At 68.9% G+C, this 13,803-nt stretch carries 11 protein-coding genes; 7 read left to right on the forward strand and 4 right to left on the reverse strand.

The window, feature by feature from the left end; all coding sequences use genetic code 11:
* Positions 1-142: 142 nt before the first annotated feature.
* The 7 genes from rimO to QHF84_RS31155 all read left to right on the forward strand — a co-directional run bounded on the left by rimO (position 143) and on the right by QHF84_RS31155 (position 6,836).
* Entirely contained in the window at positions 143-1,576 is a 1,434-nt protein-coding gene (gene rimO, locus QHF84_RS31125) for a 30S ribosomal protein S12 methylthiotransferase RimO (protein ID WP_281317107.1), read from the forward strand.
* A 72-nt stretch (positions 1,577-1,648) separates the two neighbouring features.
* Positions 1,649-2,056, forward strand: a complete 408-nt coding sequence (locus QHF84_RS31130; RefSeq protein ID WP_281317108.1) for a hypothetical protein — start codon at positions 1,649-1,651, stop codon at positions 2,054-2,056.
* A 135-nt stretch (positions 2,057-2,191) separates the two neighbouring features.
* Positions 2,192-3,700 (forward strand): sigma-54 dependent transcriptional regulator, encoded by a 1,509-nt coding sequence (locus tag QHF84_RS31135; protein WP_348652897.1) that lies wholly within the window; start codon positions 2,192-2,194, stop codon positions 3,698-3,700.
* 60 nt (positions 3,701-3,760) lie between these two features.
* Positions 3,761-4,459 carry a prepilin-type N-terminal cleavage/methylation domain-containing protein gene (locus QHF84_RS31140; RefSeq protein ID WP_281317110.1) on the forward strand — a complete coding sequence of 233 codons (699 nt, stop codon included), beginning with the start codon at positions 3,761-3,763 and terminating at the stop codon, positions 4,457-4,459.
* A 150-nt stretch (positions 4,460-4,609) separates the two neighbouring features.
* Positions 4,610-5,236, forward strand: a complete 627-nt coding sequence (locus tag QHF84_RS31145) for a type II secretion system protein (protein ID WP_281317111.1) — start codon at positions 4,610-4,612, stop codon at positions 5,234-5,236.
* A gap of 182 nt (positions 5,237-5,418) precedes the next feature.
* Complete coding sequence (locus tag QHF84_RS31150) at positions 5,419-5,913, forward strand: hypothetical protein (RefSeq protein ID WP_281317112.1); 495 nt, start codon at positions 5,419-5,421, stop codon at positions 5,911-5,913.
* Complete coding sequence (locus QHF84_RS31155; RefSeq protein WP_281317113.1) at positions 5,913-6,836, forward strand: hypothetical protein; 924 nt, start codon at positions 5,913-5,915, stop codon at positions 6,834-6,836. The genes QHF84_RS31150 and QHF84_RS31155 overlap by 1 nt, the downstream gene beginning before the upstream one ends.
* A 132-nt stretch (positions 6,837-6,968) precedes the next feature.
* Here the strand turns inward: QHF84_RS31155 and QHF84_RS31160 are convergent, their stop codons facing one another.
* From QHF84_RS31160 to QHF84_RS31175, 4 genes are all read right to left on the reverse strand, one after another.
* Positions 6,969-9,125: a PEGA domain-containing protein gene (locus QHF84_RS31160; RefSeq protein ID WP_281317114.1), complete on the reverse strand. Its 2,157-nt coding sequence runs from the start codon at positions 9,123-9,125 to the stop codon at positions 6,969-6,971.
* 220 nt (positions 9,126-9,345) lie between these two features.
* Positions 9,346-12,030, reverse strand: a complete 2,685-nt coding sequence (locus QHF84_RS31165; RefSeq protein ID WP_281317115.1) for a hypothetical protein — start codon at positions 12,028-12,030, stop codon at positions 9,346-9,348.
* Between the two features lie 197 nt (positions 12,031-12,227).
* Positions 12,228-12,971, reverse strand: coding sequence for a hypothetical protein (locus tag QHF84_RS31170; RefSeq protein ID WP_281317116.1), 744 nt, complete (start codon positions 12,969-12,971; stop codon positions 12,228-12,230).
* Positions 12,972-13,144: 173 nt separating this feature from the next.
* The gene (locus QHF84_RS31175; RefSeq protein WP_281317117.1) at positions 13,145-13,432 is read right to left on the reverse strand and encodes a hypothetical protein; all 288 of its coding nucleotides are present in this window, start codon (positions 13,430-13,432) and stop codon (positions 13,145-13,147) included.
* Positions 13,433-13,803 lie beyond the last annotated feature (371 nt).

Genomic DNA, 13,803 nt, shown 5'->3' on the forward strand with positions numbered 1-13,803 from the left:
CTCCGAGCCTGCAGAGAGCGTCGGGCTCTCGGGGTGGGAGGAGGGAGGGTACTGGCACCCCGTGCCCGCCCTGAAAAACGCGGGCCCCGACGCTCTCTGCGGCTCTGCCGTGTCAAGCTCCCACGTCCCAGGATTGTTCCCCATGTCCGGCAAGAAGATTCATTTCGTCTCCCTCGGCTGCCCCAAGAACCGCGTCGACTCCGAGGTCATGCTCGGCGTCGCCCGGCGCGCCGGCTACGACCACGTCCCCGCCCCCGAGGACGCCGAGGTGATCGTCGTGAACACCTGCGGCTTCATCGGCGAGGCCAAGAAGGAGTCGATCGACGCGATCTTCGAGATGGCGAAGCTCAAGGAGGACGGGCACCTCCAGAAGCTCGTCGTCGCCGGCTGCCTCTCGCAGCGCCACCCCACCGAGATCGCCGACGAGATGCCCGAGGTCGATCACATCCTCGGCTCGAGCGACATGCTCCGGCTCGAAGAGGTCCTCACGGGCAAGGCCGATCGCATGCTCGTCGGCAACCCCGCCGACTGGGTCGTCCGGGCCTCCGATCCACGCACGATCTCCACGCCCGGCGGCAGCGCCTACGTGAAGATCGCCGAGGGCTGCAACCGCACCTGCTCCTTCTGCGTCATCCCGCAGCTCCGCGGCGGCCAGCGATCACGCCCCATCGAGGACGTCGTCGCCGAGGTCGAGCAGCTCGTCGCCGCGGGCGTGCGCGAGGTGAACCTCGTCTCGCAAGACACCATCGCCTACGGCCGCGATCTGCCTGCCGGCGCGCGCCCCACGCTCGCCGAGCTCGTGCGTCGTGTCGCGGACGTCCCGGGTCTGCACTGGGCGCGCCTCTTCTACCTCTACCCCGAGACGATCACCGACGAGCTCGTCGAGCTCATCGCGCAGCATCCGCGCGTCGTCCCGTACATCGACATGCCGCTCCAGCACGCGGCCGACGCCATGCTGCGCCGCATGCGCCGCGGCCACGGCGGCGAGCGCCTCCGCAAGCTCGTCACGCGCCTGCGCAAGGACATCCCCGACCTCACCTTCCGCACCGCCTTCATCGTCGGCCACCCGGGCGAGACCGACGAGGAGTTCAAGGACCTCACAGACTTCGTCACGTGGGCCGAGTTCGATCGGGTCGGCGTCTTCCGCTACTCCGACGAGGAGTCCTCGCGCAGCGCCGAGATGCCCGACAAGGTGCCGGCGCGCGTCGCCTCGAACCGCCACCGCAAGCTCATGTCGCTGCAGCGGCGCATCGCGCACAAGAAGAACACCACGCTCATCGGCCGCGAGCTCGAGGTCCTCGTCGAGGGCACGAGCGACGAGCACGAGTTCGTCCAGATGGGCCGCCATCGCGGCCAGGCGCCCGACATCGACGGACAGGTCTACCTCTCGGGCGGCGAGGCGCGCCCCGGCGAGATCCGCCGCGTGCGCATCACGCAGGCCAGCGACTACGACCTCGTCGGCGAGCTGCTCGACGAAGGCGAAACGGATCACGCGCCGACGCTCACCGTCGACCTCCCGAAGAAGCGCATCAGCCTGCGCGTGCTGCAAACCGACGGGCGCACGATGGCAACGTAGTTGTCTCGGCCTCCCGCGAGCACGCGTGCATCACCACGTTTTTCCAGAAGATTCACCGAGGTTTTGCGGGGCATGCGTCGTGCACGGGGCGCCCGCGTGATGGGTCGCCGCTCCTTGCTCCGGTTGTTCGCTGCCGCTTGCCTCGTGGCGCTCCCGGGTTGCCTGAGCCCGACCCTCCCCCTCCCTCCGCCCGAGCCGCCCGACTCCATCTCTCCGCAGGCCGCGGCGCCGGGCCTGTGGACGATCTCCGGCTCGTGCCTCGAGGGCGCCATCGTCATCGTCTTCAACGAGCGCACGGGTGAGGGCGCGGTCGTCGAGGATCGCGACCGCGACGGCCGTTACGAGGTCCAGATCGAGGCCGAGCTCTGCGATGTCGCCTGGGTCGCGCAGGACCTCGGCGAGGACGAGAGCGCACGCACCACCTTCGTCGTCCAGGATCGCACCCCGTCCGGCCCGACCGATCCGTCCGCCTGCAAATGAAGTGACAAGGCACGGACTTGGCGCGGCGCGTCTGCTCACGACGCGCGCGCGCCGAGGGCTGGGCCACGCGTTTCTCGGCGGAGAACGCCTGCGAGATACTGCGCGCTCGACGAGCGGCGTGATAATTTCAGCAGGATGGCCTCCATGCCGCTCAGCGTTCCGCCGACTCCGACGAAGATCCTCGTCATCGATGATGAGCCTGCGCTCCGGCAGGTCCTGGAGATCGCCTTCCGGCGCCAAGGCATCGACGTCGTCTCCGCGCCGGGCGTGCGCGCTGCGATCGAGGCCTTGCAGCAGAACCCGCAGCCCTTCCCGCTCGTGATCACCGACCTCGTGATGCCGGACGGATCGGGCATCGAGGTCCTCACGGCGGCGAAGCAGCGATCGGCGGCGACAGAGGTCATCGTGATGACCGCGCATTCGAGCGTGGAGAACGCGCTCGATGCGATGAAGAAGGGCGCGTACGACTTCGTGGGCAAGCCGTTCTCGCCGGCGGAGGTCATCGCGCTCGCGCAGAAGGCCCTCGAAAAGAGCAGCATCCTCCTCGAGAACCAGCGCCTCCGCGCGCAGATCTCGCGCCTCGAGCCCGCCGAGAGCGACATCTTCGCGAGCCCCGCGATGGGCCGCGTCGCCGAGATCGTCGGAAAGATCGCGCCCACGCGCACCACGGTGCTCATCACGGGCGAGAGCGGCACGGGCAAGGAGCGCGTCGCGCGGGCCCTGCACGAGCGCAGCGATCGTGCGGGAAAACCTTTCCTCGTGGTCAATTGCGGCGCGCTGCCCGAGGCGCTCATGGAGAGTGAGCTCTTCGGCCACGAGAAGGGCGCGTTCACGGGCGCGGGGGCGCGCGCGCTCGGCCTCTTCCGCGAGGCGGACGGCGGCACGGTCCTGCTCGACGAGGTCGGCGAGCTGCCGGCCGCGCTCCAGGTCAAGCTCCTCCGCGTGCTCCAGGAGCGCAAGGTGCGGCCCGTGGGCGCGGCGGCCGAGATCCCGGTCGACGTGCGTGTCCTCGCCGCGACGAACCGCGACGTCGAGGCCGACGTCCGCCAGAACAAATTCCGGCAGGACCTCTATTATCGACTCAACGTCATTCGAATCGAGCTGCCGCCTTTGCGGGATCGCCCTGGGGACGTGGCGCGGCTCGCCGAGCGATTCGTGCGTCGTTTTGCGAACGAACTCGGCAAGGATGTCAGGGGATTGACGACGGACGCATTACGCGCGCTCGACGCTTACAAGTTCCCCGGCAACGTGCGCGAGCTCGAGAACATGATGGAGCGCGCGGTGGCGCTCGCGTCGGGGCCTGCGATCGGGCTCGGTGATTTGCCTGCGCAGGTGAGCGGCCTCTCGGCGAGCCCGGCGCCTTTTCTTTCGGAGCTCCCGCCGGAGGGGTGCGTCCTCGAAGACGTACTCGGCGAGGTCGAGCGGCGCCTCATTCTTCAGGCCCTCGAGCGAAGCGGCGGCGTGCGCAAGGCTGCGGCGAAATTGCTCGGCGTGACGTTTCGCTCGTTGCGTTACCGCCTCGCGAAGCATGGGCTCGACACGGACGCGGAAGGCGACGACGACGACGCGGACGGCTCGATCGTGCCCGCGCAGCCGACGGCGGGGGGGCGACGAGAATCGTCACCACGCGAGGCCCGCCGGTGACAATTTTGGTCACCACGCGACGCGAAAGGTAGACTCCAGAGGCGCCGAGGATCCACCGCAATGAACGAAAAAGCCGGAGAAAGCCGCTGGATCGAGGTGGATCGTTCGTTTCGCTGGGGGCGCCTCGGGGCGCGGATCGCGGGTGGCACGAGCCGTGCTTTTAACGATGGCCAGATGGACACGATGCAGTTCGGCGGACGACCCAGGGGCGATGCAAAGCGCCGCGGGTTCACGCTCTCCGAGCTGATGATCGTGGTGGCGATGATCGGCGTACTCGCGGCGATCGCGATGGTCGGATATCGCCGATACATGCGAGGGGCTGCGGCGTCGGAGGTGAAGGCCGTCGTCTCCGGGATTCGGATCGCGGAGGAAGCCTACAAGGCCGAGACGTTTCAATATCTCGGCTGCGGTGGCCTCACGGACTGGTATCCGGCCGCGCCGAACGACAAGAAGCGGAACTGGGACAATGGTCAGACGGGCAATGCAATCCACGATTGCTGGATGCGGCTCAATGTGACGACCGACGGCCCGGTGCGCTTCGGTTATGCAGTGGTCGCGGGAATCGCGCCTCAGCCCGACGCGGTCCCCAACGTGACGTATTGCCAGAACTGGGCTACCGCGCACGCGACCGTGAATGGTCCGTGGTTCGTGGTGCAGGCAGCGGGAGACCAGGATGCCGACGGGGTCCTCTCGCTCTTCGCTTCGTCCTCGCTCACGGGCGAGCTCTGCGTCGATCCGAAGAACGGCGACGACGAGTGACGAAGAAACGATTGGTACGTCGGCGATTCGATTTCGTGCGCAAATCCCAGGATCCGACGAGCGTTTTTTGACTCGTCGAGGTGGGATCGATAGATTCGCGGCGGGTTTGCCGCTCCGAAACATTTCGTCTGCCAGAGGAGGAGGTCCGTCATGCGTGCATTCAAGCGTTACAGCAAGCGTGGTTTTACCCTCGTCGAGCTCATGATCGTCGTCGCCATCATCGGCGTCCTCGCGGCGCTCGCGATCTTCGGCGTGAACCGGTATCTGAAGAGCGCCAAGACGAGCGAGGCGAAGAACGCGGTCGGCCGCATCGCGCGCGCCGCTGCCGAGTCGTACGAGCGTGAGAACACGACCTCGCAGATCCTGCCGCTCGGCCAGGAGTCGACGGTCCCGACGCACGCGCTCTGCGGTTCGGCCGCGGATCCCGTGCCCAAGGCCGGCGTCCCGGCTGCGAAGAAGTACCAGCCGAACAACAGCGGCACGACGGACTTCGCGGGCGGCGACTCCTCGAACGGCTGGAAGTGCCTGCGCTTCGAGATCAGCGACCCGATTTACTACCAGTACTCGTACACGAAGGGCAGCGCGCCCATCGGCCAGCAGGCCACGCCGGCCGGCCCCTCGGTCACCGGCACCGAGAGCTTCGAGGCCGCGGCGAAGGGTGATCTCGACGGCGACACCACCGAGTTCGGCATCTTCACGCTGACCGGCCAGGTCGACACCACCACGAAGCAGCTCGTCCGCTCGACCCAGGTCTTCATCTCGAACGAGTACGAGTGATCCAAATCTGAAGCGCGCCGCGGGCGCGCCTTCGGACCTCACCTCCGAAACCCGGACCGCAATGCGCGGCCCGGGTTTCGTTTTTTATCGAGCATCCTCGCGGAAGCTGCGCGTTTTCCCGGGCCCCGGGGCCGCGCGATTCTCGGGTGGAAACCGACGCGGCGGCGCGCTAGAAGGGGGGCATGTCGCGATGGAGCGCGCTCGAGCTCAGCGTGGCCTTTGCGATCGGGGGCAGCGTCCTCGCGGTGGCGGTGCCCGCGTTCATCCGCAACCTGCACGCCTCCAAGCTGAGCGAGCCGCTCGACAACCTCGATCGGCTGGTCACGCACGCCGTCGCGTACGCGGAGAGCAAGCCGCAGGAGATCAGCTTCCCGCCGGCCGCGCCACTCACGCCGGCCGAGGTGCCGCGCGGCGTGCGCGTCACCGATCCTCCCGAGATCTGGGAGCACCTCACGTGGCGCTCGCTCGACTTCCGCATCGAGGAGCCGCATGCGTTCTCGTTCCAGTTCGAGAGCGAGCTCGATCCGGTCACGCGCGTGATGCGGTTCGTCGCGACCGCGCACGGCGATCTCGACGGCGACGGCAAGCTCTCGACGTTCCAGGTGCGCGGCGAGCGCGTGCCGGGACAACCTCCGCGGGTCTTGCCCGGCATGTTCGTGGATCGCGAGGTGGAGTGATGCCCTCGCCCCGCGACTACGTCCGAACCGCGATCGTGGTGGGCGTGTCGGCGCTGTGCATCGGCTCTGTGCAGGGTCGCGTCGCGCGGGAGCATGCGCACGTGAAGGAGACGAGCGACGTGCATCTCCTGCCGCCGCCGAAGGAGGTCGTGACGCTCTCGCTCGGTTATCGCGCGGCGCTCGCGGACGTGCTCTGGGCGCACGTGCTCGTCTCGCAAGGGCTGCACACGTTCGAACGCCGTCGCTTCGAGAACGTCGCGGACCTCATCGACACGATCAACGAGCTCGATCCGGAGTTCCGAGATCCGTACTTGCTCTCCGATTCGCTCATCACGCTCCAGATCGCGGAAGCGGATCGCGCGGACATCGATCGGACGCGGGCGATCCTCGAACGTGGGACGCGCAATCGGCCGCTCGATCCCGAGGTGTGGAGGACGGCGGGTCAGTTCATCGCGTTCATCGCGCCCGGAACGTACCTGACGGATCCGGAAGAGCGCGCCGCATGGAGGGCCGACGGTGCGCGCATGCTGGCGCGCGCGGCGGAGCTCGGCGGCGATGCGGGGAACATGGGATGGTCTGCCGTCGCGGGCGCGGGGATCCTGAATCGGCAAGGTGAGCGCGATGCGGCGATCCGTCTGCTGCAGCGCACGCTCGCGGTGACGGAAGACGAAGAGCTTCGCGAGCGCTTGCAGCTCCAGCTCGCGTCCCTCGTCGGCGAGGCGAAGCTCGAAGCGTACCGGCGACGGCAGACGGAGATGATCGAGCTCACGCTGCGGGACTTGCCGTTCGTCAGCAGGTCGACGTTGTTCGTGCTCGGACCGCCGTTCGATGCGGCTTATTGCGCCGGCGGCGCGCACGCGGACGATCGGCGCTGCGCGCTCACGTGGAAGGCGTGGGCGGCAGGGTCGGACGAGCAGCGCTGAGGGGTTGGTTGGAGCGTGGCGCCGGGGTTTCACCCCGGGCCCGACCAGGGGCTATCCGCCCCTGGACCCGGACCAGGCACGGCCTGGACCGATGGTGCATCGACCGCGATGCGGTCGATGCAGAGGGTTGCATTATTTGAACTTGACGGCGGCCGTCTTCGTTTCGCCGGCCTTCACGGTCACGCTCACCGTCTGCTTGCCCTTGTCGGGGTGGATGAACGTCACCGTGTGCGTACCAGCCGGCACGCTCACGCCGACCTTCGGCGTGCTGCCGAGCGGGCGACCGTCGAGGACGACCTTCGAGACCGGGATCGAGTTGATGTTGAGCGTGCCGTTGCCCGTCGCCGGCGCCTTGTCGCCGCCCGACGCCGTCGACGCGGTGGAGGACGTGCCGCTCGACGTCGAGCCCGTCGAGCCCGTCGAGCCCGTCGAGGCCGAGCCCGTGGCCGAGCCCGTGTCCGTCGCGGAGCCGCTCGCCGAGCCGCTCACCGAGCCGCTCGCGACGGCGTCGTTCGTCGGCGCCTTGCCCGGCTCGTAGAGCGCGATGCGGATCGGCTTCTCGGCGAGGCCGTCGTCGAAGGCGAGATCCTGCGTGAAGTCGTCGAGGCCCTTCTTCGTGGCGACGAGCTTCCAGCCGGCCGTGGGATCGAGCTCGATCTTGACGGGCTGGTTCTTCCACTCCTTCTCGGGGATCTTCTTCTCTTCCTTCTTCGCGTTGACGAGCTTGACGGCCGCGCCCTCGGTCGCGAGCTCGAGGACGATCTGCCCGCGCAGCACCTTGAGCTTGATCGGGCCGATCTCCTTCATCTTGCCGGCCTCGATGTCGACCGTCTGCTCCAAGCGGTCGTAACGATCGCCGGCCTCGAACTTGAGCTTGTGCGAGCCGGCCGTGATGTCCTTCAGCTCGACCGGGAGCACGCCCTTCTCCGTGCCGTCGATCCACACCTTCGTGTTCGGCGTCGCGGCGAGGATCTTCAGGCCCGTAACATTCGCGTTCGCCGCCGCAGGTGCAGACGTCGCGGGGGCTGCGCCGCTGGTCTCGAGAGTGACCATCACGGGCGTCTCTTTGCCGGCTTCGACGACGGCCGAAACCTTCTCGTCCTTGCCGAGATCCGCGACGATGACACGCACCGTCTTCTCGCCGGGGCCGAGCTCGGCGACCACGCAGGGCGTGGTGTCGCACTTCTTCTGACCGTCGACGAAGATCTCCGCCTTGCTGATCGGCGCGCCCTTCGACTGGATGTCGATCTTCAGCGAGCCCTTCTTCGGCAGGAACATGAAGACGCCGAGGCCGATGACCGCGACGAGCGCGACGGCGCCGAGGATGATGCCGATCTTGCTGCCGCCGGACGACGAAGACGCGGGCTGCACGCCTGCGATGGTCGGCAGATCGGGGCGCGGGCGGATCGCCGTCGCCTCGGAGCGCGCCGTCATCGGCGCTTGCGAGGGCGGCATCGCGGGGACCGGCACCACGCCTGCGGACGCGAGCGTCGTGGCCACGCCGGGCTGCTGAGGCGGCGGCATCGCGGCGCCGGGCGGCAAGGTGCCGAGTGGCGGCACCGAGACCGGCGGAGGCAGCGGCGCGGGGCGCGCAGAGCCACCCGAGCCGGACAGCAGGGCCGCGGCCGCGCTGCTCATGGGAGGCATGCCCGCCGCAGGACGCGGGCCGGTCGGGTGCGGGTCGCCTTTGCTCGCGTCGAAGACGTGGGTCGACTCTTCTTCGTCGTCCCAGTCCATGTCGACGGCCTTGCCGCCGGGGCCCACCTTCGCGGGGGCTTCACCGGTCGGCGCGCCGGGCGGCGGCGGCAACGGCACGGACGCGGCGGCGGCTCCGGGCGGCGGCGGCAACGGTACCGACGTAGCGGCGGCTCCTGGAGGCGGCGCGGGGGGCATGGGAAGAGGCACCGACGTGGCGGCTCCGGGCGGCGGCGGCAGCGGCACGGACGCGGCGGCTCCTGGAGGCGGCGGCAGCGGCACCGACGTGGCGGCTCCGGGCGGCGGCGGCAGCGGGATCGACGGCGCTGCGCCGGGGGGCGGCGGCAGGGGCGTCGCGAGCCGCTGCTGCGAGGGTGCCCCTGGCGGAGGGGGCAACACGCTCGGAGGCGGGGGCAAGGGTGCGCCGCCCCCGGGCGGGGGCGGAAGGGGGACGGGCGCGACCCCGCCGACCAGCGTGCTCTTGCGGGCAGCGCCCGAGGGGGGCGGCGGCATGAGTCCTGGCGTGGTGCTGCGAGGAGCCTTCTTCGCCAGCCCCTCGAAGACGTCCAGATCGCTGCCCTTATCATCGGCCATGTTCAGCCACTCCTCGACAGAATGCGACGTTACGCCGCGGACGACAGGAAAACCCTTTCGCACATCTCGCGCGACGCGAGTAGAGGGTCGATGGGGCTCCGTGACCGCACCGCGCGCAGGCGGGAAAACCGTGACACACCTAGCCTACCCTTGCTCGGCGTGCTTCGCGAGTTTGTTCACATAGTTCCGCGGGTTTCGTCCGGTGGCCCCCCGAGGGGGGCTAGTTCGGCGCCCCCTCCGCGGGGTCCTTCTGGGGCTTCTTGAAGTAGCGGATCCGCTTCTGTTGGAGCGGATACCACGTATTGAAGGGCACGATGGGCGTGTCCTCCAGGATGCGGCGACCGCCGGGGGCCTCGGCGCGGGCGAGGCGCACGGCCGTCGGGCCCTGGGGCGGGTGCACGGCGGCGCCGGCGAGATCCGTGTCGCCGCCGAGCGCCACCACGAGCGGCTTCGCGAGCAAGAGCCGCGTGCTGCATCCCGCGTTCTTCAGGAGCGTGTCGAGCGCCTTCGCGTCGGCCGCCGATGCATCCGCGGGCGTCAACAGCTCGACATAGAGGAGCATGCCGTCCTTGTCGTTCACGCCGACGGCGGCCGCGGCGACCGCGGCGTTCGGCGAGCCCGTCGCGAGGCGGATCGCGCCTTCCACGGGCGGCTCCGCGCCGATCGCGAACGCGCCGGCCGAAGCCCAGAGCGACGCGGAGCCCGCGCCCGCGTCGGCCGGGCCCGCGTCGAGCACGGCCACCGTTTTGCCGGCGCTCTGCGCAGAGGCCTTCGCGGCCGCCACCGTGCGTGGATCGATCTTCACCACGCGTGCCTTGCGATCGGGCCGCGCCGCATCGATGCGCAGCTCCGTCGTGGCGAGCGCGTACGGAAAACCATGCTGCGGCAAACCCTTGACGCGCCACTGTCCTTCGCCCTCGACGGGCGGCTGCGCGACGGGCGCGATCCCTGCGCCGGGCAGCACGTGGCGCAGCGTCATGTAGAAGAAGTCGCGCGCCTCGCGCTTGATGTAGCGCGGGAAGTTCATGAGACCCATGCCGCGGATGAAGCGCCTGCCACGGAACTTCCATCCGTCGATGCCCGAGACCGTGCCCTCCGACTCCCAGTCGTACTGCAAGGGCCTGCCGAGCGGATCCATCTCGCCTTCTTGCGCGACCTTGTAGAACTCGAGCCCGCTGTGACCCGCGTTCATGTCGAGCGCGATGCCGTACGAGCAACGCGTCTGTATCATCGACTGCGCGAGCCCTTCGGGGCCGAGGTCCGCGCCGTAGAAGTACGCGACGAACTTCTCCTTCGTCAGGCAGATGCCCGTGCGCACGGTGTGCGTCTTGTCCGCCCAGCCGGGCGGCGTGCCGCCCCACCACGTGCGGTTGTACGGGTTGAACTTCTCGTCGAGCACCATGACCGTCATGTTCTGTCGATACGACATCACGTTCGGCGGGATGCTCTGATCCTCGGGCCAGCTTCCGAACGCGGTGGAGCCATCACGCAGCACCGCGACGGTCGCGCCATAGGGCTTCGGCGGTAGATACACCACGCCGTCGGCCATCATGCCGAACTCGCCGTGCAGCGCCTGAAAGCCTGCGTTCGACGCGGCGACGACACGTTCGAGCACCGCGGGGTCACGCGGGATGAGGCCGGGGCCTGCTTCGCCCGTCGCGCCCTTCGGCTCGACCGTGCCCGCCATCATGTGCAGCTCCACCTGGCGTGGATCCCAGACGACGATGAACACGCGTGTCGTCTTGCGCGAGCGATCGGGGCGGATGTACGTCGTGACGAACGCGGGCGGCAGGCCCTCGATCCTTCGAATGAACGGATCCTTGTCCTGCGGGTTCCACTGCCCCTCGCCGGGGAGCGCGGGCGTGATCCAAGGTTCGAGCGGCGCCGGCGGCCAGCCGATCTCGGGGTCGGTGGGCATCGTGCGCGTCGGCGCTTCGAGCGTGGTTTGTCCGAGGTCCTCGGCGATCGCATCGGCCGCGGCCTGCTCGCCGCCCATGCTCTCCTTCTGCCGCATGACGACCTCGAGGCCCGCGAACGCGACGGCCTTGATCGTCTGCATCGCCTCGTCGCCGATGACGTCGCGCACGCGATCGACCGACCACGTGACCACGTTGCCCGGCCGCGCGATCTCCCCGCTCTCGTGCGAGAGCCAAGCCGGGAGCGTCGCCGGTCCATCGAGCGGCACGCGCGCCTCGCGCGCTCCATCACGGACGACGAGCGTCGCTTCTTCGAGCGCGCATCGCACGTCACGCGCGGGCGCCTCGCCTTCCTTCGCTTCGCCTTCTTGTTCTTGCGCGGCGGCTTCGCCTTCCCCTTCGCCGAGCGTGAACGTGCGCTTGCCGATGCCGCGGAGCTGTCCCGTCTCCTGCGCGTTCGTGAGCGCGTTCTGCATCCGCTCGACGCGGGTCCATCCCTCGGTCGCGAGCGCTTGCCCGGAGAGATCGAAGACGTGCACGGTGGGATGGCTGCCGGCGATGAGCGGGCTCGACACGTACGCGATGCGCTCGCCACGAACGGCAGGACGTGACTCGTCGGCGCCGCTCGTCTCGGTGAGGTTGTACGCGCCGCCCACGTCGAGGAGCACACCTTCGGGCGAGAGCTCGGCGTGCACGAGGTAGAGATCGTTCGGCTCGCCTTGCGCGGGCGCGGCGCGGACGACGGCGCGGCTCTTCGCGCCGAGCGCGCCCCAGACGCCGCGCGGCGGATCGATCCAGGCCACGTCCTCGGCGGTGAGCACGAGGCCCTGCGACGTGAGCGCCGAGGCGAGCGCCGTGGACCTGTCCTTCGCGCCCAGGTTCGGCACGCCGCGGGGCACGAGCGTCGCGAGGGCGGCGGCGCCGAGCACGGTGAGCGCGACGTGGCGGCGTCCTTGTCGAACGAGGGTGGAGAGACGGGAGGTGGCCATGCCGCGTGGGGTTTGGGGCCGAGGGCGCCGAAGGCGATCCGGAGCCCCGAGTGTGGACAGAACGCTCGAAGCCGATGGGGCCTGCCCGACGCCGAAAAAGGCGCGGAGCGGCGCGGCAATATCATCGGTGAGGCGGAAGGGCCAACGTTTCGTCGGGGGGCGGAGGCGGGAGCGGGAACGGGAGCCGTTTCTGGCGTTCACCCCTCGTTCGTGGACGATTTGCCTCGTTCGGCCTTCGCCGCCCGATGCGCGGCGACACGCTGTTCTTCCAGGGTGTCCAGGTAGCCGAAAATCTGGGCATCGATGTCCGCGGCGAGCGCCGGGTTGCGTTTCGCTTCGCGCGCGATCGCCCTGCGAAGGTCGTTGAGGATCCCCACGGTCTCGGACCGAAGGACCTGCGCGTTCTTGCGCGTCGCGGCGTTCACGTCGGCGCGTTTGCTGAGCAAGACGGAAAGGTCCTGCCCAGCCGCGACGAAGCTCGCAGCCCAGTCGTAAAGCGTGCCGCCGCCGGCGATGGGGAGGAGCTTCAGATCGGCTTCGAGCTTCGCCAGATCTTCCTTGTGCGCGTTCGCGGCCGCAGCCTCGTCCGCGTAGCTTTCCTGGAGCGCGCCGAGCGTGGGGATGAAGGCCGCGCGGACGCGCCGTGCAGCGTCGACGATATGAGGCGGGATGCCCGGCACGTGGAAATAGGCCTCGGTCATGTGCCAGATCCCCAGGCCCAAACCGTCATGCTCGTCGTCCTTCGACGCGAGCTCCTCGCTCATCGGCTTTCCTCCGACGAGGGCCTTGGGCAACGCATCGATCGCCTTCTGCTGGTAGGCAAGGACGTCCACCTGCCCCACGCCAGCCTTGGTGCTCGTCAGGGCCGCGTATCGCTTCGTGGACAGATCGGCAAGGCCGACGCTGAGGTCGGTTAGGTTGAGTACGGAAAAAGAACGCATGAGCGGAGGTGATCGAAGGTTGGGGAACTGTCAAGGGGGGGGTGTTCGAGCGGGGGCGGGGGGCGGCGCGCGTCAGCCTTCCTCGGTGTCTTCTTTGAACAATGCTCGGAAAGGAGGTCGTTTGATGGATTTGCGGCGAGTCATGTGTGCCTCGTGGAGCTGGGCGACCGGGCTCAAGGCTCGTCGGGCAGCGCTACCTCACTGCGCCGCGGGTTGAGGAGGTTTCCCCTCGCCACGATGGCCCCGGACTCCGCGAGGGCGATGAGCCGGCGGGCGAAGAGACGGACGTGGGTGTCGTCGAGCGGATACGAACCGAAATCGAGCGCGTCGACGATCACGCGTGCCGCCTTCTGGTACCGATAGATGACCTGCTTGAGCAGCGCCGCGTCGACGGCCGCGAGACCGGCCTCCCCCAGTTCCTTTGCGAGCGCGATCTCCTCTTCGTCGGGGGACTCGGGCATGGCCGGCGTCAAGACTGCTGGCTCCTCCTCCTTACTACTCCTTGGGCGGCGGCACGCTCGCCCCGCACAAGACCAAGAGGTCTGCTTGTAGCCTCCCGTCATGCCGCGTCCCCATTTGCGGCCCGGGAGCTTCAGCTGCTCCCTGCAATTCTTCCTTGCCCCTTCCCACTCCTATCGAGGGGGTGGGCGAAGACATGCCCCCCGACCCACGCTGCGCGAACGTTCGCCCGCGAGGATGCCCAGGGGCAAAGGCGTGGGCGAAGGCTCGGGCGTGAGGGATGGGTGGGGGCATCCCGGCGGGGCAAGCCCACGGCCGACGAGATGCCCGGGGGCATGGCGAGACCCCGGACGACCGGCCGACGGGGATGGGT

The organism is Polyangium sp. y55x31 (assembly GCF_029946505.1).
In the GTDB taxonomy this organism is placed as follows: Bacteria; Myxococcota_A; Polyangia; order Polyangiales; family Polyangiaceae; genus Polyangium.

Bases quoted from the DNA above. Each gene is read 5' to 3' on its own strand.
- QHF84_RS31130 (WP_281317108.1), top strand. From the start codon at position 1,649: ATGCGTCGTGCACGGGGCGCCCGCGTGATGGGTCGCCGCTCCTTGCTC.
- QHF84_RS31145 (WP_281317111.1), top strand. From the start codon at position 4,610: ATGCGTGCATTCAAGCGTTACAGCAAGCGTGGTTTTACCCTCGTCGAG.
- QHF84_RS31155 (WP_281317113.1), top strand. From the start codon at position 5,913: ATGCCCTCGCCCCGCGACTACGTCCGAACCGCGATCGTGGTGGGCGTG.
- rimO (WP_281317107.1), top strand. From the start codon at position 143: ATGTCCGGCAAGAAGATTCATTTCGTCTCCCTCGGCTGCCCCAAGAAC.
- QHF84_RS31150 (WP_281317112.1), top strand. From the start codon at position 5,419: ATGTCGCGATGGAGCGCGCTCGAGCTCAGCGTGGCCTTTGCGATCGGG.
- QHF84_RS31135 (WP_348652897.1), top strand. From the start codon at position 2,192: ATGGCCTCCATGCCGCTCAGCGTTCCGCCGACTCCGACGAAGATCCTC.
- QHF84_RS31160 (WP_281317114.1), bottom strand. From the start codon at position 9,125: ATGGCCGATGATAAGGGCAGCGATCTGGACGTCTTCGAGGGGCTGGCG.
- QHF84_RS31165 (WP_281317115.1), bottom strand. From the start codon at position 12,030: ATGGCCACCTCCCGTCTCTCCACCCTCGTTCGACAAGGACGCCGCCAC.
- QHF84_RS31170 (WP_281317116.1), bottom strand. From the start codon at position 12,971: ATGCGTTCTTTTTCCGTACTCAACCTAACCGACCTCAGCGTCGGCCTT.
- QHF84_RS31140 (WP_281317110.1), top strand. From the start codon at position 3,761: ATGAACGAAAAAGCCGGAGAAAGCCGCTGGATCGAGGTGGATCGTTCG.
- QHF84_RS31175 (WP_281317117.1), bottom strand. From the start codon at position 13,432: ATGCCCGAGTCCCCCGACGAAGAGGAGATCGCGCTCGCAAAGGAACTG.